Annotated in this window: 22 protein-coding genes and 1 pseudogene; 13 read left to right on the top strand and 10 right to left on the bottom strand. The window is 71.2% G+C overall.

The features are described from left to right. Positions 1–107: 107 nt before the first annotated feature. From ACFYOJ_RS28465 to ACFYOJ_RS28435, 7 genes are all read left to right on the top strand, one after another. Positions 108–1,085: a hypothetical protein gene (locus ACFYOJ_RS28465; protein ID WP_356555637.1), complete on the top strand. Its 978-nt coding sequence runs from the start codon at positions 108–110 to the stop codon at positions 1,083–1,085. 1 nt (position 1,086) lies between these two features. Continuing rightward, a complete protein-coding gene (locus ACFYOJ_RS28460; protein ID WP_356555636.1) occupies positions 1,087–2,304 on the top strand; it encodes a hypothetical protein in 1,218 nt (405 codons plus the stop codon). A 42-nt stretch (positions 2,305–2,346) separates the two neighbouring features. Further along, complete coding sequence (locus ACFYOJ_RS28455; protein ID WP_356555635.1) at positions 2,347–5,478, top strand: hypothetical protein; 3,132 nt, start codon at positions 2,347–2,349, stop codon at positions 5,476–5,478. Between the two features lie 8 nt (positions 5,479–5,486). Beyond that, on the top strand, positions 5,487–5,864 hold the full coding sequence (locus tag ACFYOJ_RS28450) for a hypothetical protein (RefSeq protein WP_356555634.1): 378 nt from the start codon (positions 5,487–5,489) through the stop codon (positions 5,862–5,864). A gap of 97 nt (positions 5,865–5,961) precedes the next feature. Next, positions 5,962–6,390: a hypothetical protein gene (locus ACFYOJ_RS28445; RefSeq protein WP_356555632.1), complete on the top strand. Its 429-nt coding sequence runs from the start codon at positions 5,962–5,964 to the stop codon at positions 6,388–6,390. 77 nt (positions 6,391–6,467) lie between these two features. Next, positions 6,468–6,791: a hypothetical protein gene (locus tag ACFYOJ_RS28440; protein ID WP_356555630.1), complete on the top strand. Its 324-nt coding sequence runs from the start codon at positions 6,468–6,470 to the stop codon at positions 6,789–6,791. A gap of 331 nt (positions 6,792–7,122) precedes the next feature. Further along, the gene (locus tag ACFYOJ_RS28435; protein WP_356555629.1) at positions 7,123–7,947 is read left to right on the top strand and encodes a hypothetical protein; all 825 of its coding nucleotides are present in this window, start codon (positions 7,123–7,125) and stop codon (positions 7,945–7,947) included. Between the two features lie 738 nt (positions 7,948–8,685). Here ACFYOJ_RS28435 and ACFYOJ_RS28430 read toward each other — a convergent pair. The 7 genes from ACFYOJ_RS28430 to ACFYOJ_RS28400 form a co-directional block, all read right to left on the bottom strand. Further along, positions 8,686–10,377, bottom strand: a complete 1,692-nt coding sequence (locus ACFYOJ_RS28430) for a hypothetical protein (protein ID WP_356555628.1) — start codon at positions 10,375–10,377, stop codon at positions 8,686–8,688. 116 nt (positions 10,378–10,493) lie between these two features. Further along, positions 10,494–10,907: a hypothetical protein gene (locus ACFYOJ_RS28425; RefSeq protein ID WP_356555626.1), complete on the bottom strand. Its 414-nt coding sequence runs from the start codon at positions 10,905–10,907 to the stop codon at positions 10,494–10,496. Between the two features lie 76 nt (positions 10,908–10,983). Next, entirely contained in the window at positions 10,984–12,180 is a 1,197-nt protein-coding gene (locus tag ACFYOJ_RS28420; protein ID WP_356555625.1) for a DUF2637 domain-containing protein, read from the bottom strand. A 147-nt stretch (positions 12,181–12,327) separates the two neighbouring features. Further along, complete coding sequence (locus ACFYOJ_RS28415) at positions 12,328–13,149, bottom strand: ATP-binding protein (RefSeq protein WP_356555624.1); 822 nt, start codon at positions 13,147–13,149, stop codon at positions 12,328–12,330. A 14-nt stretch (positions 13,150–13,163) separates the two neighbouring features. Next, entirely contained in the window at positions 13,164–14,240 is a 1,077-nt protein-coding gene (locus ACFYOJ_RS28410) for a hypothetical protein (RefSeq protein ID WP_356555623.1), read from the bottom strand. After that, positions 14,237–14,530 carry a hypothetical protein gene (locus ACFYOJ_RS28405; RefSeq protein ID WP_356555622.1) on the bottom strand — a complete coding sequence of 98 codons (294 nt, stop codon included), beginning with the start codon at positions 14,528–14,530 and terminating at the stop codon, positions 14,237–14,239. Before ACFYOJ_RS28405 ends, ACFYOJ_RS28410 begins: the two co-directional genes overlap by 4 nt. 52 nt (positions 14,531–14,582) lie before the next feature. Next, a complete protein-coding gene (locus tag ACFYOJ_RS28400; protein ID WP_356555620.1) occupies positions 14,583–15,197 on the bottom strand; it encodes a hypothetical protein in 615 nt (204 codons plus the stop codon). A 429-nt stretch (positions 15,198–15,626) separates the two neighbouring features. On the opposite strand from ACFYOJ_RS28400, the gene ACFYOJ_RS28395 reads away from it, so the two are divergent. The 4 genes and pseudogenes from ACFYOJ_RS28395 to ACFYOJ_RS28380 all read left to right on the top strand — a co-directional run. Further along, positions 15,627–16,262 (top strand): hypothetical protein, encoded by a 636-nt coding sequence (locus tag ACFYOJ_RS28395; protein ID WP_356555619.1) that lies wholly within the window; start codon positions 15,627–15,629, stop codon positions 16,260–16,262. A gap of 23 nt (positions 16,263–16,285) precedes the next feature. Further along, positions 16,286–16,924: a hypothetical protein gene (locus ACFYOJ_RS28390; protein ID WP_356555618.1), complete on the top strand. Its 639-nt coding sequence runs from the start codon at positions 16,286–16,288 to the stop codon at positions 16,922–16,924. A 256-nt stretch (positions 16,925–17,180) separates the two neighbouring features. Then, the gene (locus tag ACFYOJ_RS28385) at positions 17,181–18,224 is read left to right on the top strand and encodes a peptidoglycan-binding protein (protein ID WP_356555616.1); all 1,044 of its coding nucleotides are present in this window, start codon (positions 17,181–17,183) and stop codon (positions 18,222–18,224) included. Positions 18,225–18,285: 61 nt separating this feature from the next. Next, positions 18,286–18,720 (top strand): annotated as a pseudogene (locus tag ACFYOJ_RS28380) (single-stranded DNA-binding protein); the annotation flags it as partial. A gap of 55 nt (positions 18,721–18,775) precedes the next feature. On the opposite strand, the gene ACFYOJ_RS28375 reads toward ACFYOJ_RS28380, so the two are convergent. From ACFYOJ_RS28375 to ACFYOJ_RS28365, 3 genes are read right to left on the bottom strand one after another with little or no spacing between them, the layout of a single operon-like run. Next, complete coding sequence (locus tag ACFYOJ_RS28375; RefSeq protein WP_356555612.1) at positions 18,776–20,416, bottom strand: hypothetical protein; 1,641 nt, start codon at positions 20,414–20,416, stop codon at positions 18,776–18,778. Next, entirely contained in the window at positions 20,413–20,799 is a 387-nt protein-coding gene (locus ACFYOJ_RS28370) for a hypothetical protein (protein WP_356555611.1), read from the bottom strand. Before ACFYOJ_RS28370 ends, ACFYOJ_RS28375 begins: the two co-directional genes overlap by 4 nt. Beyond that, positions 20,783–21,448: a sigma-70 family RNA polymerase sigma factor gene (locus ACFYOJ_RS28365; protein WP_356555609.1), complete on the bottom strand. Its 666-nt coding sequence runs from the start codon at positions 21,446–21,448 to the stop codon at positions 20,783–20,785. The genes ACFYOJ_RS28370 and ACFYOJ_RS28365 overlap by 17 nt, the downstream gene beginning before the upstream one ends. Before the next feature lie 249 nt (positions 21,449–21,697). Here ACFYOJ_RS28365 and ACFYOJ_RS28360 point away from each other — a divergent pair, with 249 nt between their 5' ends. Together ACFYOJ_RS28360 and ACFYOJ_RS28355 are read left to right on the top strand one after the other, a co-directional pair. Beyond that, on the top strand, positions 21,698–21,955 hold the full coding sequence (locus ACFYOJ_RS28360; RefSeq protein WP_356555607.1) for a hypothetical protein: 258 nt from the start codon (positions 21,698–21,700) through the stop codon (positions 21,953–21,955). 179 nt (positions 21,956–22,134) lie between these two features. Next, positions 22,135–22,668 (top strand): hypothetical protein, encoded by a 534-nt coding sequence (locus ACFYOJ_RS28355; protein ID WP_356555606.1) that lies wholly within the window; start codon positions 22,135–22,137, stop codon positions 22,666–22,668. Positions 22,669–22,700 lie beyond the last annotated feature (32 nt).

Raw genomic sequence — 22,700 nt, 5'->3', positions numbered from 1 at the left:
ATCATTTTTGCCCAATTGGGCAAGGCGTCGATTCAGCGCGCGACGCAAGCCTCCCGGCCGCTCGACACTCCGCCGGTTCGATCCAGTAACCAGCGGAGGTAAGAGAGATGCCGTGGGACAGCGTGCCGTGGTTCACCGAGGGCGGCGCCGTGCACTCCAGCGAGGTGGCGCGGCTGCTCGCGTACGCGGCGTTCGGCGGCGCGGAGGGCGTAGTCGGCGCCGGTGACCTGCGGGTGAGGGCCCTGTCGTCTCCCGGTGCGGAAGTGCAGGTGACGGCGGGTGCATGCGCCATCGTGAACCGGGCGGCGGGGGCGGCGTACCAGGCGTACGCGGGCCGGCTACCGACGGCTGACCGGGCAAAGGTCGCTGCGACCGGAGTGTCGGCCCGTTCCGATCTCGTTGTGGCGCGCGTCGAGAATCCGCATTCCTACGGCGAGACGTGGCCCGACCCGTCGGACCCGAAGGTCGGCCCGTACATTTTCACCCGCGTGCTCAGCAACGTGCCGAAGACCACGACCCGGGTGAGTCAAGTCCGGCCCGGGGACAGTGCCATTGCGCTGGCCCGTATCGACCTGCCGGCGAACACGTCCTCGGTCACCCAGGCCATGATCACGGATCTGCGGTCGATGGTCAGTCCGCGGCGCGAGCGGGTTCTTTACACGGCGTTCCCGGCGGCAGGCAGCACCCTCACCTACTCCGACAACAAGTGGCACAACTGGCCGGGGGAGCCCGCGAGGTGGAACATCGACGTTCCGCTCTGGGCGACCAGGGTCAAGATCGTCACGACGCTGGCAGGGTTCCGGTTCTCCAGGGCGAACGTCTACGCCGCCATGCAGCACGTCTTCGGTGGAACCCTCGGCCAGAACACCACCATCGACGACGACCAGGGGTCCGGTACCCGCCGGTCGACCGTCGTGATCGCCGACAACATGTACGTGCCCGCGGCGAAGCGCGGCACCACGCAGTCCCTGTACCTGCAGACGTACATGTCCAAGGCGGAGACCGGGGACCTCACGGTGGACGGCTCCACATCGATCATCGCCGACGTGGAGTTCGTCGAGGCCCCGGACGAAGAGGAGGTCTGAGATGCCGGCGGGCTGGCGGTACATCGCGCAGCGTGCCACCGGCGGGGAGGACGTCGGCAACGAGCCGATCCTGGACTGGGAGGTGCCGCTCGCGCTGTCCTCGAACCCGAAGCGGGTCCTGTCCGGGCCGGGGACCCTGGACGGCACGATCGAGCCCGAGTACACGCGGATGCTCGGCGACGACGGCAAGCCGATCCTGCAGGAGTGGGGCACGAAGCTGTATCTGGAGATCGACGGCATCATCCGGTGGGGTGGCCTCGTCGCCAAGACCGCGTACGACGGGCCGAAGGCGACGATCAGCTGCGAGGGGTTCACCTCCTACCCGCACGGCATCCCGTACGAGGACCACATGATCTCCGGGAAGCTGATCAAGCCGAAGGACCCCTACGAAGGCAAGGACAAGAACCACGATGGGTGGGTGGACGGGAAGAAAGGCAAGGAGCGGGTGCCTGAACCGCCGAAGCCCTACGGTGGGCCCCGCATCGACGCCTACGACGCGTTCCGGAACATCTGGGACCACGTCCAGTCACGGCCCTACGGGAACCTCGGCCTCACGATCGACACTCACGACCTGGGGGAGCTGCTGGGGGCCGCCGACGGCAGTGATCCGTGGGAACTGGCCTGGTGGAACAACCCCGACTGCGGGCAGGCCCTGGATGCGCTGGCCAAGAACACGCCGTTCGACTGGCTCGAGAACCACGCCTGGGTGGGGAACACCAACCGCATCGAGCACCGGCTGATCCTGGGCAAGCCACGGCTCGGCCGGAAGCGGACTGATCTGCGGTTCGCTGACGGGGAGAACATCGCGGCGATCGCCAAACCGCAGGGGATGGGCGACAGCTTCGCGAACGAGATCGTCGTGCTCGGCAAGGGCGAGGGCCAGAAAATGGCGCGCGCCCAGGTGTACCGGTACGACGGGCGGCTGCGCCGGGTGGCCACGGTCACCGACAAGTCCTTGTCGTCGGACAGTGCCCTGCGTACCCGCGGCAACCAGGAGCTGGCCGGCCGTACGCAGGCGTTGCAGATCCCCGCCATCCAGATCATCGACCATCCCAACGCCCGGTTCGGCGCGTGGTCCCTCGGTGACGACATCCGCGTCCAGGTCCACGTGCCGTGGGTGGGCGACGTCGACGTGTGGCACCGCATCATCGGTGACGAGATCAGCGCCGACGGGCTGTGCACGCTCACCCTGAAGCGGTCGGACAGCTTCCTCTACTGACCGCGCGACGGTAACCGGTCTGGTCGTCCAGCATCCGCGGCCATGGCGAACTTCCTCGACGACCAGACCGACGCGAAGCGCCTGGCGCAAGTGCTCGCCGAGTACGAGCTGCGCCTGCAGGCGCTGGAGCGGACCACGCAGGCCAGCTTCACGAGCATCGAGGGCGGCTCCCTCGACATCTACGACGATGAGGGCGTCCTCAAGGGCAGTGTCGGTGTCCAGCCCGACGGCGGGGTTGCTCTCATCCCGGTGAACACCACGCCGCCGCCCACCCCTACGCCTCCCGTCGTCGGTTCGGAGCTCGCGGGTCTGCTGGTGGTCTGGGACGGGCAGTGGGACGACTCCTATCAGACGCCCACGGACTTCTCCTTGGTCCAGGTCCATGTCGGGCCGAGCCCGGACTTCACCCCCAGCTTGGCCACGCAGGTCGCCACGATCACCGCGCAGCTCGGCGGGTCGGTGACCGTCCATATCGATCACTACAACCCGGTGTGGGTGCGGCTGGTCGCGCAGAACACTGGGCTGGCCACCGGCCCCGCGTCGGTCGCGGTGCAGGGGCAGGCACGGCAGGCCGTGTCCCAGGACCTCATCGACGACATCGTCACCGCCGCGAAGATCGCCGAGGGCGCTGTGACGATCAACGCGCTCACCGAAGGGCTCGCCGACACCGCCTCGCAGCGCTGGGTCGACTCCATGGGTGACCCGTCCACGTGGGCTGTGAACGCCTCCGGTCCGGGCGCGTCGTGGACGGTTCCGCGGGCGGCCGCGGACGCCCCCACCGGGGGGACGGTCGGTGAGGCGGTCGGCTACATCCGCATGGTGGGCACCACGCCCATCCCGTACGACCCGGACGTGCTGTACCGGGTGTCTGCCCGGATCCGCGCCACGGTGCAACCTGCCGTCCCGGACGCCGTGTACGTGGGCGTGCTGGGGCTGGCCGCGGACAAGGCGACGCCCGTAAACCGGTTCGGTGCGAACTCACCCAACTCGCACACGTATGCGGCGGCGTCTTCTCGTGCGATCGGTACGGCGGACGGCTGGGTGGTGGTCACCGGCTACCTGAAGGGGAGGGCGGCGACCGGCGGGGCGGGCCCGTACACGGATCCGAGGGCGCCCGCTCCACTGCACACGGACACCCGCTACATCGCCCCGTACGTGTGGCTGAACTACAACCAGAGCGGGACGCCGGCTGCGGGCGTGATGCAGGTCGATGCGGTCACCGTGGAGGCCCTGAAAACGGGGATCGTGGATTCCACGAACTTGGTGGCGGGGTCGGTGACGACGGCCGCGCTGGCGGCGGACTCGGTGACGGCCACGAAGATCCTCGCCGGGGCGGTGACCGCAGCGAAGATCGACGCGGGTGCGGTGACCACGGCGAAACTGGACGCGCTCGCCGTCACCGCCGACAAGCTGGCCGCGAACAGTGTCACGGCGACGAAGATCCTCGCCGGGGCGATCGACGCCACCCACATCAAGGCCGGATCGATCAGTGCGGACAGGCTCGCGCTCGGCACCGACGGCAACGTCGCCGCCGACCCTTCCTTCGAGGGGGAGATCAGCGATCAGCGGATCGCCGGTGTTCCCTACCTGAGCTTCGCCGCCGGTAACGGCACCCCGCGCGCCGTTCAGGTCGACTGTGTCTCCGCAACAGCCGTCAGCCGCGCTCTGCGGGTCGCGCAGATTGGTGTCCTGCCCGGCACGAAGTTCTTCCTCGGTGTCGACTACCTGGCCTCAGCGGACTGGGCGGGCAGACAGCTGTCGGCGTACGCGCGGTGGGAGAACGCGGCAGGGGGGACCCTCGGGTACGGCAACGTCAATCTGGAGGACATGAGCGTCGTCCGAGGCGCCTGGTCCCGTCTGCAGGGCATCACCAGCACCGCGGCCCCGGAGGGTGCGGTCCGCGCCGTCATCCAACTGGCCTGCGACGACGTCACCGCCGGCACGGTCGCGTTCGACAACGTCATCGCCCGTGTCGTCGTCGCGAGCGGGCCGGCCGGTGCACGCGCCGAACTCTCCCCCCTCGGCATGCAACTGTTCGACGCCTCCGGTGAAGAAGCCATCGCGCTGATGACCGGCCGCCCCAACTACCTGACGCTCTACACGGCCGGCCTGCCGGTCGCGACGATCGACCAGGGCGGCAACGGCCAGTTCCAGAGCCTCGCCGTCGCGGACACCCTGACCGTGGGCGGCACCCCGCTGGGCGGACTCCTCGACCAGGTGCCCCGGGGCGTACAGGCCATCTGCTACCAGTACAGCAGCCGTACCGCGGCGAGCACGGAGATGGGTTTCGTCGAACTGGCGGCGGACATCGACGAAAGCCGCATGTACCGGATCCGTTTCGCGGCGCGCGCCGACCCCTCCGAGGCCGGGGGAGAGCTGCGGATCCGGCTGCGTGACGGCGGCCCCAACGTGCCCACCATCGCGTCGCCGCAGCGGTACATCGCGGTCCATCCCATGCCCGTGGCCACGAGTTTCACCGCGGGAATGGAGTTCACCTGCTCCGGCAAGTGGTTCGGGGCGGGGCTGCACCGGTTCCTCATCACGTTCCACGGGGCGCTCGGCCCGTCTACGCAGACCACCCAAATGTACGGAGCAAGTGACAACCCGGGCTACTTCTACATCGAGGACATAGGCCCGTTCATTTCTGAAACCGGCTCATACAATGACGGAGGTGGGACGGTCGCCCCGTCGCCGAAGAAGTACACCAAGACGTACCCCTGCGCCTGGTCCGGGTCCTACTCGCAGCGCGGCTCGTACAACGCCCACTACGGCAACTCCTGCTACCAGGGCTACTACAGCTCCACGAACGGTGTGCAGGCCAGCCTGATCGGATTCCCCTCGTCGCTCGCCACCGATCTCGCCGGCGCGACGATCCTGGAAGCGAAGGTGTACCTGTACTTCGATCACTGGTACGCGAACGCCGGCGGCCGGGCCGTCATCAAGGCACACAGCCACGGCAGCCGGCCGGCGTCGTTCTCCGCGGACGGCGAATCCCAGACGGTCTCCTGGGCCCGCAACGAGGGCAAGTGGGTCGACATCACCAACGTCTTCGACAGCACACGGTGGAGGGGCGTCGCCCTGGACCCGAACAGCTCGTCGTCGACGTACTACGGCCGCGCCCGCGGCTACGGCCAGACCAACCCTCCCCAACTGCGCGTCACCTACACCAAGTGAGGATGCCCATGCCTGCTCTCCCCCTGCCGCTGGACACGATGTGTGCCCTGGCCTGCGAGCCCTCTTTACTTCCCCGCGTGCGCATGGCCATCGCGGTGGTTGCGCAGGAGGTCTTCGTGGAGTCGCCGGACACCCCGGGGTATCCGCTGCGCTGGAACCTGGCGAAGTCGGTCCTGAGCCCTACGGAGGCACAGGCCGCGTCGATGACGGTGGGCCTGGTCGTCTCCCCGCTCCTCCTCGAGGCGGCCGCAGCCGCCGGGACCACGGACCCGGCAGCGATGGCGGCAGCGATCACCGACGAGCAACTCCTCTCCGCGATCCGGCTGGGCTGGAACCCGGTCTCCGGGGTCCGCCCGGCCACGGTGACCGAGCAGCCGACGACATAAAGCCCTCCGGTCGTGCAGCGTGCCGGATGCGGGGAGCCGCGGGCCTTCGGGCCCCGGCTCCCGCGCACCCCACCCGACTGACGATCTAGGAGGCGCCATGGAATGGCTCATCTCCCTGGCGCCTGTCCTCGGCCCCCTGTGCGGTATGACGGGCGTGCTGGGCGGGGCCTGGCTGGTGCACCGCCGCGAGAACCGCAAGAACAAGAAGGAGGAGCAGGCCGCGGAGGCGAACACCTACGTCGCCTCCGTGCAGACGGTCACGGACGGTTTCGCGAAGCTTCTCGAGCAGCAGCGCGCCACCCACGCGCAGACTCTCGAGCGGGTCACCACCTTGGAGGCCAAGCAGACCGCGCTGGAACGCAAGGTGGAGGTCCTGGAGGAGGAACAGCGGCAGTGGCGCCGCTGGAAGGCCGCGGCGGTCGACTACATCCACCAGCTCCGCGCCATGCTCGCCAAGCTCTACACCGGGCCCCCGCCGTCCCCTCCCCGCGAGATCGCCGAGGACCTGGGCGACGAGGCACCGTAGTCCAGGAGGCGACGCAAGGCCCGGGCCGCGCGCAGCATCCGCCCGACCTACAACCTCGTACGGAAGGGCGGACCCTGATGTCTGCAACGCTCGAATCCCTGTCGACCGGCGTCCAGGTCGGTGCGGTACTCCCGCTGCTCACCGCGGTGGTGCAGCGGCCGGCCTGGTCGGCGCGGTGGAAGAAGATCGTGGCGGTCGTTGCCTCTCTCGTCGCCGGCGTCATCGCCGTGGCGGCGGACGGAGGATGGGACCAGTTCCAGCACGGCAAGCTCACGACCGTGACCATCCTCGGTGTCCTGGCGGCCTCCCAGACCAGCTACGACCTTGTCTGGAAGCCCAGCAAGGTCGCGCCGTGGCTGGAGGCCATCACCGCCCGGAAGACGCCTCAGCAGGCCGAATAGCACCTGCGGCACCCGACCGGTCTCCGGCCGGCGGGTACCATCACCATTCGAGGTGGCCGTACCGCTGCCGCGAACAGCGTTGAGATCGCCGTCAGGCGTCATTGGGTATACGGGCACTGCGGTGTCGCTTCCCCAGGGACGCGCCTGACACCAGGCGTCGAGACCACCGGGTGCGTGCAGAGCGCTCGGGGCCGGGGAGCGGTTGCTCCTGCGACGATCCGGCACACGCTGTCGCAAGGCTGGTACGGCCACCTCTTGCTGTCCCAACAGCACGACGCGCACTTTCGGCCCGAGAGCAGCGGGCCCTACCCGAACCGGAGGAACAGACCGCATGGCCGAAGCGCAGGGGATCGAGGCGGCGATCGAGCGCCTGTCGGGCATGAGCCCTGACGAGTTCATGAACGCGGTTGTCCGCCACGTCAGGGGGGCCCCGGACAAGCGAGACGCCCCGCGGGACATCCAGGCCGCGGCGCTGGCCTCTCCCCAGTTGGCCCCGCGCACGCTCGACGCGCTGGAGCTGGCCATCAAGAGGGCCCGCAGCTTCCTGCCGCGCCTCGAGGGCGAGAGCAAGAGCCAGCAGGCAGCCCGCCTCGCCCCGTTCAGGGCCGCGCTGCAGGCGGCCCAGGGCCCGTACCAGGACGTCGTCGACGACCTTGCCCATGAGGAGGCCAAGCAGCTCGCTGCGCTCGACGACGCCACCTTCACCCGCCGGTGGGCGGCGTTCGTCCGCGACGAGCCGGCCACCGGGCCGGTCCCGCGGCGCGTCCAGGCCCTCGCCTTCCGGTCACCGAGAGTAGCGGCCCGGGCGGAGGCGGCCTGTCGCCTGATGGTGGAGGAGCCGGCCCGCTTCATGGCGGCGGCCGCGCCCGGCGAGGGCCGCAAGGTGCACGATGCCCGGGTCAAGGAGTTCCGCGACCGGGTCGTCTCGGAGGCGCGGTTCCTGCGGTATGCCATCCAGTACGCCGAGGCCCGCCACGGCCGCATGCCGGCGGAGCCGAACGTCCGGCTGCGCGCGCTTCGTCTCCTCGGCCAGCGGCACCCCGAGGAGCTGATGGCTCTCGTCCGCCAGGTCCGCGAGGAGCTGTCCGAGGGGAAGAAGGAGGCGCGCCGAGACGCGCGCGCGGTCCGGCGCGCCGCGGGGCAGGGCGCGCGGTAGGGTCGGGCGGCGCGGGCCGGATCGCGGGAGCAGGGCGCGCCTGAGGCGCGCCCTTCGTCGTTCCCGGGCGCGCCCGATCGGTGCGGCCGGCGCGCGCCAGCCGCGCGCCGAGGGGGAACCGGCGCGCGCTCGACTGGTGCCCCGCGCCGCGCGGCGCGGCCGGTCCGTGTGGTCGACGGCGTGCTCGAGGGCCCGCGCCGGGGCAGGCGCGCGCTACCGCCGCGGTCCCGATCGCTCCGCGCCGCGCGGGCGCGCGCCAACTACCCGAGGGGGCGCGCCTCGGTGAAATCGCAGGTCGGAGGGCGCGCGCCTGCCCCGGCGCGGGGCGCGCCGCCTGGGGCGCGCCTGAGCGCGCGGGCACAGTGGCGCGGTGCGCGCCGGCCCAGAACTGCCGCGCCGCGCCGCGCGGGTCGGTGGGCGCGCCGCGCGTCGAGCTGGGCGCGCCCTGGTCCTGGCGCGCCATCGCGCGGGTGGGCAGGCGCGCCATGATCACCGCGCGGCGCGCGTCGGGGGGCGCGTCCGGCGCGCGGCGCGGGCGCGCGCCATCCCTTCGCGCGCCCGCGCCGCGCGCCACGGACAGGACGAGAGCGCGCGCCGCGCGTCGGTTCGGGGGCGCGCCTGCAGGAGGAGTCTGGGTGCGCGGCGCGCCCCGGGAGGTGAGGTGAGGTGGGACGGGAGGGGCGCCGGAGCCGTGGGGCGCGCCCAGAACCCTTCGGGCGCGCGTCACGTCACGTCACCTCACTGCCCGGCGGGCGCGCTGTCGAAGTAGGGGGCGAACTTCTTCTTGAGGTGGAGATCCGGCATCGGCGCGCGCCGGTACGTGTCGGCGAGGGCGGGCAGGTCGTTCTCCTCCAGGTACGCGATGGCCTCGGCGCGCTGCGCCTTGACGTAGTCCCGGAGCTTGGACAGGCCCGGTTCCCCGTCCTCGGAGATCGGCTGGAGGTGTTCACGCAGCGTAGTGAACTTGAGGCGGGCCTGAATCTCGGCTTCCTCAAGCAGTCCCTGGCGCGCGATCTCCATCGGGTCCTTCCGCCGCTTCCGGGGGGCGGGCTTCTCCGGCTGCTGCAGCGGGAGGTCCTGCGGCTCCTCGGCCGCGCTGGTCTCCTCCGGGGACTCACCGGGCGGGGGCTCCTCGGCCTGGGGGTCCGGCGGCGGGGGCGGGGTGTCCTCGGCGGGCGGGGCCTGCTCCGGCTCCGCCTGTGCGTGCTCCGGCTGGGCGGGCGGGGCCTCGTGGTGCTCGCGGGCCTGCTCCGGCTCGACCGTGGCCGGCGGGGTGCTGGCCCCGGGGTTCTCTCCTCCGGCGGCTTCCTCCGCGCGCTTCTTCGCCTGCTCCTCGATGAAGTTCAGGGACCTGGTGATCAGGTCGTCCGCGTTCAGTCGGCCCCACATCTTCGTCTCGGTGGGGATCGCTCGGAGGGTGCGCACGCCCCACTCCTCGCGGATGGCCCGCAGGCACTCCAGCGGGTTGTTCTCGTCGGTGAGCGCCCGGTGGATCAGCTTGACGGCCTGCTTGCCGTTCAGGCCCTGCGGCGCGTTCCCCTGGCGGGCCGGGCCCTGCTGCTGGCGGGCGGGGGCCTGCTGCTGGGCGCGCTGGTCCTCCTCCTGCAGGTACGCCTCGGGTCGGGTCTCGGTGACCTGCCGGGCGGCGGCGGCCTCCTCGAAGCCGAGACGGCGCAGCAGGGTGTCGACGGAGAAGTCGGGGAAGGGCATGGACTGGCCGGGCTTGACGTCCCAGTGCAGGGTGCGGACACCGGTCAGGTGCGCTTCGCCGAACGCGTGCAGCTCCACGATGGCGTCGACGGCGGCGGGGAGGTTCCGTTCGGCCTTGATCTTCCGCGTCTTGTCCCGGGTCGGCTTGTCGTTCTCGAACGCGGTGACGACCTCTTGGCGGGCGAGCAGGAGGGTGGGCCCGGAGTGGCGGCGCAGCATCCACAGGACTTCGCCCCAGCGGTCCTTGGCCCGGTTCCAGAGGTCAGGGTCCACGACGACCGGGTCGTCGAGGTTCGGGCCGCGGCGCCGGTCCCGCTGGGCGTTCCGCTCCGCGCGGCGGCGGGCGTAGAGGGCCTGCTCATCGCTGAGCATGTCCCACAGTACCGTCACGTTGTCGACGACGATCATGTTCGGCTTGCCGTTCACGGGCGGCTGGGCGACGGCCCACCGGATGGCGTCGAGGATGTCCTGGTAGGTGCCGTTGTGCTCGACGATCTCGTACCGGGCGCCGGGAACGCGGCCGTAGTAGTCGGCCGTGCCCTCGGAACCGCCGATCTCGATCCAGTACGTCATCCCGATCAGGTCGGAACCGGAGCCTGCAGCCGCCTCGTAGCTCTTGCCGGACTTCTCCGGGCCGACGAGCAGCATCATCGGCGGGTTGGGCAGTCCGGTCGGCCGGCGGGACTTTCGCTCGCGCAGGGGCGTGGTGATTCCAGGCATCGGTGATCCTTCGTTCGGGACGCGCGGGTTGCTCTCCCGCGCAGCATGAGACAGCGACAGCTCTAAGCTCCCGCTGGTCTCACTGCTGCACTATTCTACCCGTTCGAAGGCTGTACTCAATGCCTGTTCAGCAGATCAGCGACAGGTTGCTCGAGGTCAGGGTCGTGGTCCTCGCGGTGCCGGGCGTACCACGCGTCCAGGTCCTCGGTGTCGGCGGCGGCGCCGGCGGCCTCCTCCTCGGTGAGGGCACTCCACTCGGCGACGTCGTCGGCGAACTCCTCCGCCACGGTGTCCGGGTCGCGCCGGTTCAGGGCCTGGGCGATCTCTGCCCAGTCGGTGCCGGCCAGGGCTTCGGCGAGGACGATGGTGTCGACGTACGCGTTGGCCATCTGCCGCAGGCGGCGGGCCCGCTCGATGCGTTCAGCGGGGCTGGTGGTCTCGGCTGCGGTGCCGACCGCCTGGCGGGCCAGGTCGGAAAGGTCGCGGGCGGCGCGGGCTGCGGTGATCCGGGCCAGGATCTCCGGTCTCATGGTGGGTCCGATCATGGAGGCGGCGGGCACCCCGGGGAGGGGGCCCGCCGCGTGGTGCGGGTGGGGGCAGGATGCCCTACGGGTGCGTTGTGGTCATCACGTCCTCGACGGTGAAGTTCTCGGGCAGGATCTGGCCCGACTCGTTGGCCGCGTACGTCTTGAGCAGACGCCGGCGGACCTTGCGGCCGTTCTGCGCGGTCTGGCCCATCGCCCGGCCGATCGCCGAGCCGGTCAGGTCTCCGCTGTTGAAGCGGTCCGCGTCACGGGCCTGGATGGCGTCCTTGATCATCTCGTAGACCTGTGCCTCGGTGAGCACAGCCGGGGCCGGGGCGGGTGCCGGAGCCGGGGTGGAAGCGGGCGGCTGCGCGGCGGGGGCCGGGGCGGGCGCGGGGGCCGGGGTGGGGGCGGGAATGGTCGCGGTCACCCGACGGGGCGCGGATTGCGCGGCCGGGCTCGGTGCGAGCGGCTTGGAGGCCGGTTCCGTGGGAGCGGGCAGTGCGGTGAACGGCCCGTCGGCGTCGAGGCCGGCCGCGGCCAGGCCCGCCGGGGCGGTCTCGGCGAGCGGAATACCGCTGCGGACCAGGCGCAGGGGCAGCAGCGCCTCGACCGGGGCCTTCCGGCGCCAGGCCCGGCCGAACTTCCCGCGGAGCCTGGCCTGGTAGACCAGCCGTTCCTGCTCCAGTTCGAGGACGGTGTCGTAGGACTCCAGCTCCCACAGCTTCATGCGGCGCCACAGCAGGAACGTGGGCCAGGGGGCGAGCAGCCAACGGGACCAGCGGACCTTGTCCAGGCGGCGACGCCGGCCGGTCGCCGCGCCGATGCGGACGGCGTAGATGTGCGCGGCGATCTCGGAGACGCCGACCCACAGCAGGGCCATGGAGCCGTGCGCGATCTTGGACCACAGCGAGTTGCCCGCGGCCACGTTCAGGGCGCAGGTGATCAGGCTCAGCGCCCAGGGCACGAACCGCACCCACGCCAGAGCCATGTCCATGCGGATCAGGTAGAGGTTCGCCGCGGTGAACATGGGGATCGCCGAGTCGATGGCCACGGGGAGGACCCATGGGTCGTCGAACCCCCACGTCTCCGCCTTGAGGGAGACGCCGTCGAAGGACGCGTAGAAGCCCAGGGCGCCGACAGCGACGCCGAGCAGCGAAGTGAGGACAGCGCCGACGCGCTCCCAGCCGGTGAACGGCGGCACTCCGGACTCGGTGAGCGGCTTCAACGGCTTGATCCGGCCGCCCCTGCGGGCACGGAAAAACGACAGCTTCGGCAAGACACCATCCCTTCGTTCGGGTCGCCCCGGTCGGCGTATGCTCATGGCCTTCCGGGTCGACCAAACGATATAGCGTCTTGCCTCCACATGCCCTGACGCCGCTCACAGCACGTCAGTTTGCGCCGGTAATCGGCGGGTTTGCGGGGGTCACCAGTCGAGCGGCCGTGCGGGCTTCCTCCGGTCCGGGCCCTCGATCCTGAGCAGGTGGGCGGACGCCTCGAGCCGGGACAACAGCCGCTCCCCGAGGATGTCGACGATGCCCATCCCGGGGTGATCCGGCGTCCGGCGGCTGCGCAGGTTCGTCGTGAACGCCGTGGCGCGGCCGGCCGCCAGCCGGGAGTCGATCAGGTCGATCGTCTCCTTGCGGGCGAACTCCGTGGCGGTCATGTCCATCTCGCCGCACAGTTCGTCGAGGATGAGCAGATCGCAGGTGACGAACCGCTCCCGCACCTGGTGCGCGGTCAGGTTGTGCGGGGCGGAGTCCGGGCGGCGCCACGTCAGGTAGGTGGCGTGCTTCACGAACCGCACGACCAGGCCCTGCTCCGCAGCCTCGTTGCCCAAGGCGGCCACCGCGGCGGTCTTCCCGCTGCCGATGTTCCCCGGCACGATCATGTTCAGGGTCTCCGGCCGGGCCCCGCGCTTCTTCGCCTCGACCAAGGACCCCAGCCAGTTCCGCAGGGTGTTGGGCTTCTGGCTGGGGTCCAGGTGCTCGAATCGGAAGTGCAGGTACTCGTCGTGCGCCGCGTCCCTCATGCTGCCCTTCCACAGGTTCCGCCGTGCGCGGGCCTGCGGCACCGCCACGTCTGTCCACAGGTCGTCTTCCGGCTCCGGCTGCGCGGGGATGCCGAGCTTGGACATGTCCGCGCCGCCCCGCTCCAGCACGGCCAGCAGGTGCTCGCTGAGCGCGCCGAGAGGGTTCAGGCCGCGAGGCGGGGCGGAAACCGCCGGGGCGTTCGTGGTGAGAGACATCAGGGTCACGCTCCTTACGGCCGTTCGATGACGCCGAAGGTGGCGTCGTCAGCGTCGTCGTCAGGGGTCGGCGTGGTCGGGGCCGTCGAGGCGTCGCCCGTGGTGCCCCAGGTCGCGGCGTCGCTGTACGGGATGCGGCCGGTGCGCTGCTGCGGGGCGATGTGGTTGGTGACGATGCCGAGGGCGTCCTGCCACTGCTGCGCGGCGGGGAAGTGCCGCCGCGCGTGCTGGAGGGCCTTGGCGCACTCCTGCTGGCTGTAGCCCACAGCGAGTGCGCGCCGGACCATCTTGCGGACGGCGACGAACCCGCCCCTCTGGCCGGCGTACTTGCCCAGGTGCTGCTCGGCGTGCGACCACCACCAGGTGGCGACCTTGTTCGCCGCCTCGTCGAGGTCCTTCTCCTGCGCTTCCTTCTCGGCGGCCGCGGCCGCCTTCTCCGCGTCGGTCTTCTTCGGCGCCGCGGTCTTCTTGGCGGGCGCCGACGACTCCTTCGCGGCGGCCGCTGCCCTCTTCGCCGCGGGCGGGGTCCTCCTGCGAGGAGCGGCCTTCTTGGCGGGCGGGGCAGGCGGCTCCGGTTCGTCGTCGGTCGAATCCTCCGGCTCGTCGCCGGCGGCATCCTCCGGCACGTCGTCGGCGGGAGACTCGGTCTGGCTGTAGTCGAACCCGTCACCGCCCGTCGAGCCGTCGGGGTACCGCACGAGAAACGAGCCGTCCTCCTGCTCGACCACAGGAATGGTCAGTTCTCCGCCGAAGGTGACGTAGTCCTTCTTCCACTGCTCCACGGCGTAGAAGCTGATCGCGGTGCCCATGGCGTACTTGCCGTCGCGGAACTGCCGGCGTTCGAGCCGGTAGTACCCGGCCGCGGCCAGCTCGTGCAGCATCTTCCGCACGGCGTCGCGGCCCTCGCGCTTCTTCCCCTTGGACAGTTGCTCGGAGCGCATCTGCCAGTTGGCGGGCTTGTTGAGCATGTGGACCAGCAGGCCGAGCGCCCTGTAGCTGATCTCCTCGTCATTGGCCGTGTCCGACTCGATCGGGACGGTGTAGATCCGCTGGTTGACTCGGGTGCCCTCGCGGCGACTCAGGCGGCTCATGCGGCGCTCTCCCGCTGGCCCTCGTCACCGGTGAGACGGATGTACGTGTGCCACGTCTTGCGGCCGGTGTCCCCGGTCTCGTACCGCCGGTCACGTTCGATCATGCCGACGTTGCGGAGCTCGGCGAGGGCCAGGCGGACCTGGTGCGGGGTCAGCCCGCACATCGCGGCGACGGGCGGGATGGGAACCCATCCGTCGGTGCGCAGGACGAGGAGGCAGAAGAGCCGGAACGCGCGGTCGGAAATGCTGCTGGCGAGTGCCGGTTCCAGCACGGTCGTGGGAGTGCTCATCGGAAGTCCTTGGAAGCGGGGCCCGGCCGCCGTGGGCCGGGCCCGGGGCGGGTCAGTGCTGGGCGTCGTCCTCGTCGGGCGTAGGCCGGGGGCCGGCCATCAACGCCGGCGTGTCCGTCAGCAGGTGGTCCAGGGCCCCGTTCTGGTAGTGCCGCGCCAACCGCTTCTTGCCGACGTCCTTCTGCTCCCACGTCCACGTCACGCCGCCCGTGGGGCCGCCGCCCTTCTCGTACTTGAGGCCCGGCACCACGTTGCCGGTCCGCGTGTCGATGATCAGGCCCGTGTCCTCGTCATACTCGGCGTACTTGAGCAGGGCCTCTTCCCACTTGGGGTTGCGGCGGATGATGACCTCGAGGCCGCCGTGGTCCTCGGCGTACTCGTTGAGGTCCGCTTCGTTGTCGGGGTCCACGACGATCTTGGGCTGCGCCGTGTTGACCTTGTAGCGGCCGATCAGGTCATCCCCGATGCGGACCACCAGTTCGGACTGCCCCGTCTCGTACGCCTTGAGGAGGGGGACCTTCGGCCCGTCGATCCGCGGCTTGATCTCCTGCTTCACGAGCCGTTCGTCGAGCAGGCGGGCGAGGGCACCGATCAGGCCGACGTCGGAAAGGGGCAGTTCGGCCGGCTGCTCCGCCTGTGCTTCCTCGGCGGCGGCGTCGTTCGCCATGTGGTGTTCCTTCCTTTCCCCGGACGCCAGGGCCCAGGGTTTGGGACTGTCCCGGGCGGGGTGTCTCGGGGGCGTCGTATGGAAGTACGACAACCGCCGGTTTTTGTTACACCTAGGCCCGGGTGGCTGGGTCGCTCTCCCAACCGCATCGAATAGTACAGCAGTAAGACCGCCGTGTGTAGAAGGCGACGTTAGGCGCGTGTCTGCCTACGTTCCCTCGCGGTTCTGCCACTTCCAGCGACGTCACCGGAAGCCGGCAGGACTCCGGCGCTGCCCCATCCGGAACAAGGCAGCACCGGCCCGGCGACGGGCGGAGACCGGCCATGACGGCCTGTCCCGCTTGCGAGGCGGGGCGCCGCGGTTGAAGTCCGCGGGCTCGCAGTCCCCGCCCGTCGCCGGACACCGACGCATGGGAGAGGACCACCCGCCGTGACCGAGACGATCACCAGGCCCCCGCGCTACATCGCCTACGTGCCGCTCACCGACCTCACGCCGGCACCGCGGAACCCGAAGCGGCACGAGCTGGAACTCCTCATCGACGCGATCCGCATGCACGGCCTGGTGGAGGTCCCCGTCGCCGACGAACGCACCCAGTGCGTCCTGCACGGCCACGGCCGCCGCGAGGCCCTGATCGAGATGCAGAACCGCGGGATGCGCCTGCCCGGCGGCGTGGTCCTGGACGAGGACGGCGGCTGGCTCGTCCCCGTCCTGCGCGGCTGGGCCTCCCGCTCCGACGCCGAAGCCGAAGCCCTGGCCATCAAACTCAACCGGCTCCCCGGTGAAGGAGGCTGGGACCCCCGCGAGTTCGCCGCGGTCCTCGAGGACCTGGCGACCGGCGACGCGGAGCTGTTCGACTCCCTCGCCATCCCGGCCGACGAGCTGGACAAGCTGCTCGGCCAGGTCGACCCGGAGACCCTGCCCGGCGGCATACGCGAGGACGAACCGGCCACCCTCCACCTGCCCGACGACGGCGACCGCGGGGACGGCCTCAGCCCCGACGACGACGGCCGCGCCGCACACACCGCCTGCCCCGCCTGCGGCCACCTGTTCAACACCGGCCGCTGACCAACCGCCGCTGAGGTCACCCCATGTCCACCCGCCGCAAGGCCCGCCGGCCCAACCCGCCCGGCCGCCCGCGTCTCCTCTCCGAAGAGGTGGAGGCGCGGCTCGTCGCTGCCTCGCGCACCGGCGTCGCCGTCGAGCTGGCCGCGGAGATGGCGGGGATCTCCCGAACCACCTTCCTGCGCTGGATGGCCCGCGGCCGCGCAGAGGTCGAGGCCCGCGAGAACGGCGACCCGCCCGAGGAGGAAGAGACCCAGTACGCGGCCCTGTACGAGAAAGTCCGCACCGCCCGTGCCACCGCGGCCGCCCGCGCCATGGCGAACATCCGCCGCGTCGCGGACGGCGGGATCGTCACCAAGGTCACCACCCGCAAGTTCCGGGACTCCGTCACCGGCGAGATCGTCGAGGAGACCGTCGAGGACCGCACCGCCCCCGACTGGCGCGCGGACGCCTGGTACCTCGAGCGGCAGCACCGCGAGCACTACGGCAAGGACGCCACCCTCGCCGTCGAGATCACCGGCCTCGACGGACCGGCCGCCGGCGAGGACGAACAGTCCGTCGACCTCACGGCGCTCGCCGAGCGCCTGGACAAGAGCCTGTTCTCCGTCAAGTACCCGCCCGAGCTGGAGGACGGCAGCGTCGTCGACGCCGAGGTCGTCGACTGACCGCGGCCCTCGCCTCGCATGAGATCGGCGGCTATGCTGGGCGGCGATTGTAGGGGCCTGATCACGAAAGCGGGCCCCACGCTCCCGGTGCAAAGGGAGGGCGTGGGGACCGGATGCCTGGGCCTCGGTGGGTCCGGCTGCGTCAACAGCTGGGCCCACCTGCTTTTTCAAGGTCTTTTCTTCAGCGCGCGACGTTAACCGGCCGCGCCCTGCACGGTGCCCTCCCTGAACCACCGACAGGGAGGGCACCACCCCCATGAAGATCATCTCTCGCGCCGCCTGGGGCGCGAAGCCGTGGCACGGCACTCCGGGCACCGTCGAGCCGACCCGGCGGACGGAGTTCTTCGTCCACTACGACGGCGGCCACCACGTCACCCGCACCGGCTACGCGATCATGCGCGCCATCGAGGCACAGCACCTGGGCCAGGGCTGGGCAGGTGTGGGCTACAACTTCGTGATCGACCAGGCCGGCACCATCTACGAGGGCCGCGGCTGGGACCTGCAGGGCGCCCACTGCCCGCAGCACAACATCTCCGGCCTCGGCGTGCAGTTCGCCATCGGCGGGGACCAGGAGCCCAGCGCCGCGGCGCTCGCCTCCTGCCGCGCCCTGTACGAGGAAGCCTGCCGCAGGGCCGGCCGGGACCTCGTCCCGAAGGGCCACAAGGACGGCTTCGCCACGCTGTGCCCCGGCACGATCCTGTACGCGTGGGTGCAGGCGGGCATGCCGGCCGGGAACTACAAGCCCGCCCCGGACCCCGGCGGCGCCCTCCCCAGCGGCGTCGACGTGGCCCGCTACAAGGTCACCATCAACGGCCTGGAGTACGGCTACGGGGCGTACGGCGACCACGTGACCCGGGTCGGCCGGGAGCTGGCGAAGCGCGGCTTCGGGCGGCACTACACGAGCGGGCCGGGGCCGCGCTGGACGGACGCCGACACCCTCAACTACCAGGAGTTCCAGGAGTCCCTCGGCTACACCGGCAAGGCCGCTGACGGTATCCCTGGGGAGTCGTCCCTGAAGGAGCTGCTCGGCGTCCTGCCGGGCAGGACCGCCGCGAAGCCGAAGCCGCCGTTCCCGGGCCGGGACAAGTTCGGGCCCGGCAAGTCCAACGGCCACATCACGCTGCTCGGCCAGCAGCTCGTCCGCAAGGGCTACGGCAAGCACTACACGAGCGGCCCCGGCCCGAAGTGGTCCGAAGCCGACCGGGAGAACGTCGAGGCGTTCCAGCGCGCCCAGGGCTGGACGGGGCGCTCCGCCGACGGCTACCCGGGGCCGGAGACCTGGTCCCGGCTGTTCTCCTGACACCCTGTTCACGGCCGGTCCGCACCCGCGCGGGCCGGCCCCGTCCTGAAAGGCGCTCCCTGTGGCAGGCGAGACCGTCATCACCGTCATCGGCAATCTGGTCGACGACCCCGAGCTGCGCTTCACCCCGTCCGGTGCGGCCGTCGCGAAGTTCCGCGTCGCGTCGACCCCCCGCACCTTCGACCGGCAGACGAACGAGTGGAAGGACGGCGAGAGCCTGTTCCTGACGTGCGCGGTGTGGCGGCAGGCGGCGGAGAACGTCGCCGAGTCCCTCCAGCGAGGCATGCGCGTGATCGTGCAGGGCCGGCTGAAGCAGCGGTCCTACGAGGACCGCGAGGGCGTCAAGCGCACCGTGTACGAGCTGGACGTCGACGAGGTCGGCGCGAGCCTGCGCAACGCCACGGCGAAGGTCACCAAGACCGGCGGGACACAGCGCCCGGCCGCGGCGCAGCAGGGCCGTCCCGTCGCTGACGACGTGTGGGCGACGGAACCGCCGTTCTGACCGTCGCCCACACGGAAGGGGCCCCGGACTTCCGGGGCCCCTTCCGTGTTCAGACGCTGACGGTCCAGGCGGAGTCGAGGACGAGGAGGTCGTCGCCGGTGCCGTCCTCGCCGGGTACCGGGTCCGCCGGTGCGGGCGGTTCCTCGGTCGGCGGATCCGCCGGGGCGGGCGGTTCCTCGGCGGGCGGGGCGGCCGGCGTCGCCGGTTCCACGGCTGACGGCTCCTCGGCGGGAGACTCCACCGGCTTCTCGGCAGGTTCCTCGGCGGGCGGCACCGGTGGCTTCTCCGCGGACCCGCTGGAATCTGCAGGCGAGGGTTCCACCGGGGCGGGATCCGTCGGGGGTGCCGGTTCCGCGGGCGGCTTGCTCGGCTGGGGCGGCGGCGTCGGGGCAGGCAGCTTGGTGCTCCCCGTCGGCGGCGCGGTCGGCTCCTGCGTGCTGGGAGACGGCTCTGCAGGGGGCTTGGTGCTCGCCGTCGTCGGGGGCGTAGGTGTGGGCTTGGGGGAGGCGGGCTTCGTGCCCGTGCCCCCGGTGGCCGCATCCCCCGTCGGGGCGGTGCTGATCGACTCGGACGGCTCCGGCCTCGGCTCCGGCTGCGTCTTGCCGGCCGGGCTCGGCGACGGCTCGATGCCCGCCACGATGGCCACGATGTCGTCACCCCCGAGCGTGCCGGAACCGGCCGGAGCCGGCGGCGCCTGGTCCAGGCCCAGTACCAGGCGGGCCGCCATGATGACCGGGGTCGCTGCGGGCACCGGTGCCGGCGTCTTCGCCATGATCTGATGCACCTCGCCCTGGTCCAGGCCCAGCGTGCCGAGGGTGAGTGCGGCCAGACGCGGCGGAAGAGGCTCTGCCCCGCCCATCGGGGTGACCGTGCCCCGGTCCGACTCGGCGATGAGCGTGCCGTACTCCTTGATCCGCTCGGGGTCGGTGCCCCACAGCGCGTACCGGCCGTGCATCTGCAGGTTCGGGTAGAGGTCCTGCGTGCCGTCCTGCCGCGCCCACGTCTTGGCGTACGCGTCGTCGTAGAAGATCCGCAGGCCGATGCGCTCGCTGCCGTAGGAGAACGTGAACAGGGTGCTGTCGGGCCCGGTGGCGGCCTTGGTCGACATGACCTTGCCGTCGGCGTCGGTGCACTCCGCCTCGAGGGGGCTGATGGGGTTGCAGTCGATGTTGCTGGCGCCGGCGAAGTGCGTGAATTTCGGCTCGGTGAAGGGCGCCTCGTCGGCGCCCGCGCTCGCAGCATCCGGGGAAGCGTCGGGCGCGGCGGCCGCGGCCCGGCTGTCGGGGGGCGTCTCGGCGACGTTGGTGTACCGGCCCACGGCCCAGCTCGCGGCCAGGGCGGGCAGGAGCGCGGCGACGAGGGCGGCACGGCGGCGCCGCTTGCGGCGCTCCGGCTCGAGGGGGTCTTCCTTCACCGGCTGCGGGGCCGGCCGCTCGATGCTCGGCGCGGGGGGCAGGTCCAGCCCCATCAGCTTGTCGAAGTCGGGGAACTCCGGGCACTGCTCCCGAACCATCGTCTCCGCGGCCTCCAGCGTGATGTGCGGGAGGACGTTGCGTACGTGCTGCACGGCGCTGCCGAAGGTCTGCGGCCGCAGGAACAGGGTGTAGGTGCCCTGGTGCTCGATGAACGAGCTGTCGAGGGGGAAGTCCCCGACCTCGATCTCGATGCGGTTGATGGGCGGGGTGCTCAACTCTGCCGGTCCTTCGACTTCCGCGCGAGGATGTCGGCGTACATCTGCGTGGCCTCGTCGAGACGGTCCGGGGTGATGTGCTCCAGGTCGGAGACGACCATGCGGCCGCCGCCGGGCAGGGCGACTTCCTCACGGTGGAGCTCGGTCTCCTCCAGGCCGTCGTCGGTGCCGGCGTCCTCCCGCTTCTTGAGGGGGTTCATGGCCCGCTCGAACGCGAGCATCATCGCGTCCTCGGTGGCCTGGATCCGGGCAGGGTCCCGGGTGTACCCGGGGGCCAGGGCGCCCGCGGCCGCCAGGAGACGCCGGGTTTCGGCGTCGTGCGGAAGGGGGCCGCCTTCCAGGGCGCGCTCCAGGCGCTCGGATCCTTTAGCGCGTCGCCACATGCTGCGCCCTCTTTCGTGTCTCCAGCCGAACACCGACAACGTTCCCTCTGCCCGCTGAAGCGGTCAGCAGTTCCTCGAGTGTCTCGGCTGAGGTGTTTCCTGGCAGTGCTTTGGCCAGCTTGCGCAGCGACCGGAAGGTCAGGGCACGCACGGCAGCATTCGTCTTCCCCATGATCTCGGCGATATCCGTCGGGGAGCACCCGTCGAAGAACCGCAGGCGCAGGCAGCGCTGCTGCTCCGGCTTGAGTTTCTCCATGTGGGCGGCGATCGCCTGGGCGAGGAGGCGGCGTTCCGCGTACTGGTGCGGGCTGAGGCCCGGCCGCGGCCGGTCGAGGGCGAGGTGGTCGGCCTGCAGGACCTCGGTGGGGCGCCGCTGGGCGGTGCGCAGGTAGTCGACGACGGTGTTGCGGGTGATGGTCATGAGCCAGGCGATCAGGTTGGTGCCGGGACGGAAGCGTTCCAGGTTCTGGGCCACTTTGATCCAGACCTCTTGGGAGAGGTCCTCGGCGGTGTGCGGGTTGGGCACGGACTGGCGGACCCAGCCGTTGACGGTCGAGTTCATGCGCCGGTAGAAGGCGCGCATGGCGTCGTGGTCGCCCGCGGCCGCGAGGACGACGAGCTGGTCAAGGGTCTGTGTGCTGTCGGTCACGGCGTGGAGTCCCCCCATGTGCCGGTGAGAGCGCCCGGCCTGCGTACGGACGTGCCAGTAATCCGACGGGATAATGGAGGATCGTCTTCCGCTGTGGCGCGAATGCAGCATAACCGGCCACTTCTGGCCGGTCACCGGCTGGTCGAACACTGTTTCACTCTCACGGCTGTACTGTAATCTCGCCGTTCTGCAGACCTTCCCGGGAGAGCACCCCGGGCGGGCTGCGGTGTCCCGACCGAAGGAGCAGCCGTGACCAGCACGTTCACCACCCCCGCCGGCGTCGACCGGATCGACGCGTTCCTCATGGAGATCCCCTTCGGGGACTGGATCCCGATGACCGAGGCCGCGCGGCGCCTGCGGGCCGCGGGGGTCCCCGGCCACCTGCTGACCGCCGCGGTGCGCAAGGGCCGGCGCCGCGGCGTGCTGCGCTTGCACCGCACAGCCGGAGGCGTCCGCGTCATGCGGGTCCGTCACGACCCGGCCCGGACCCCGGTTCCTACCTCCTGAATTTCTTGATAACGGGCCAGGGCGCCCCTCCCTCCTTGCCAGCCGCGCCGCGAGGCGCGGAGGGTCGCGCGCACGAAAGCACTTAGGGGGAGGGGGCGCCCTGGCCCGTTATCAAAGGCTGTGGGTGGAGGTAGTAGCGTGGCGTTCCTGCCGGTCCCACCGTGGGTAGGAGCCCCAACGTGTCCGACTCGTTCGCCGCGAAGAACGCGCCGCTCCTCGATGCCGTCCGGGCCGCCCGTGCAGCGGGTGACGAGCGGGCCGCAGGTCTGGCCCTGCAGGAGCTGCTGGCCGCCTACACCCGCCTCGGCAACCGCGAGGCCGGCACCTGCGACGAGCAGAACGCCTACATCATCGCCCGGCGCCTGGGCACCCTGCCCGAGGTCCTGGTCGAGCTCGGCGTACGGGAGGGCGACCTGCCGATGCCCCCGCGCGGCGGCCGGCCCTCCCCGCCGACCCCGCCCGCGGCCGCGGCCGCGGTCCACGAGAGCATCGCCGAACGCTTCGCCCGGATCGGCGGCCGCGCCGAGGACGACGCCCCGCCGGCCCGGTTCGTCGTCCGCCACCGGCCCGAGGACAACAAGCGCTTCCAGGGCCGCCTGTGCCCCTGGGCGATCGTCGACCTCGAGGACGGCAAGCCCGTCGCCTGGTACTACGACCGGGACTTCGCCGAACTCACCGCCGACGGCGCCAGCAGCCTGCGCAAGACCGGCTGACCGCCCGCCCCGGACCTCTCCGGGGCGGGCTG

Source organism: Streptomyces sp. NPDC006384, assembly GCF_042870695.1.
Taxonomy (GTDB): domain Bacteria; phylum Actinomycetota; class Actinomycetes; order Streptomycetales; family Streptomycetaceae; genus Streptomyces.
The sequence above is the reverse complement of the archived record's forward strand: the minus strand, read 5'-3'. Positions and strand labels throughout refer to the sequence as shown.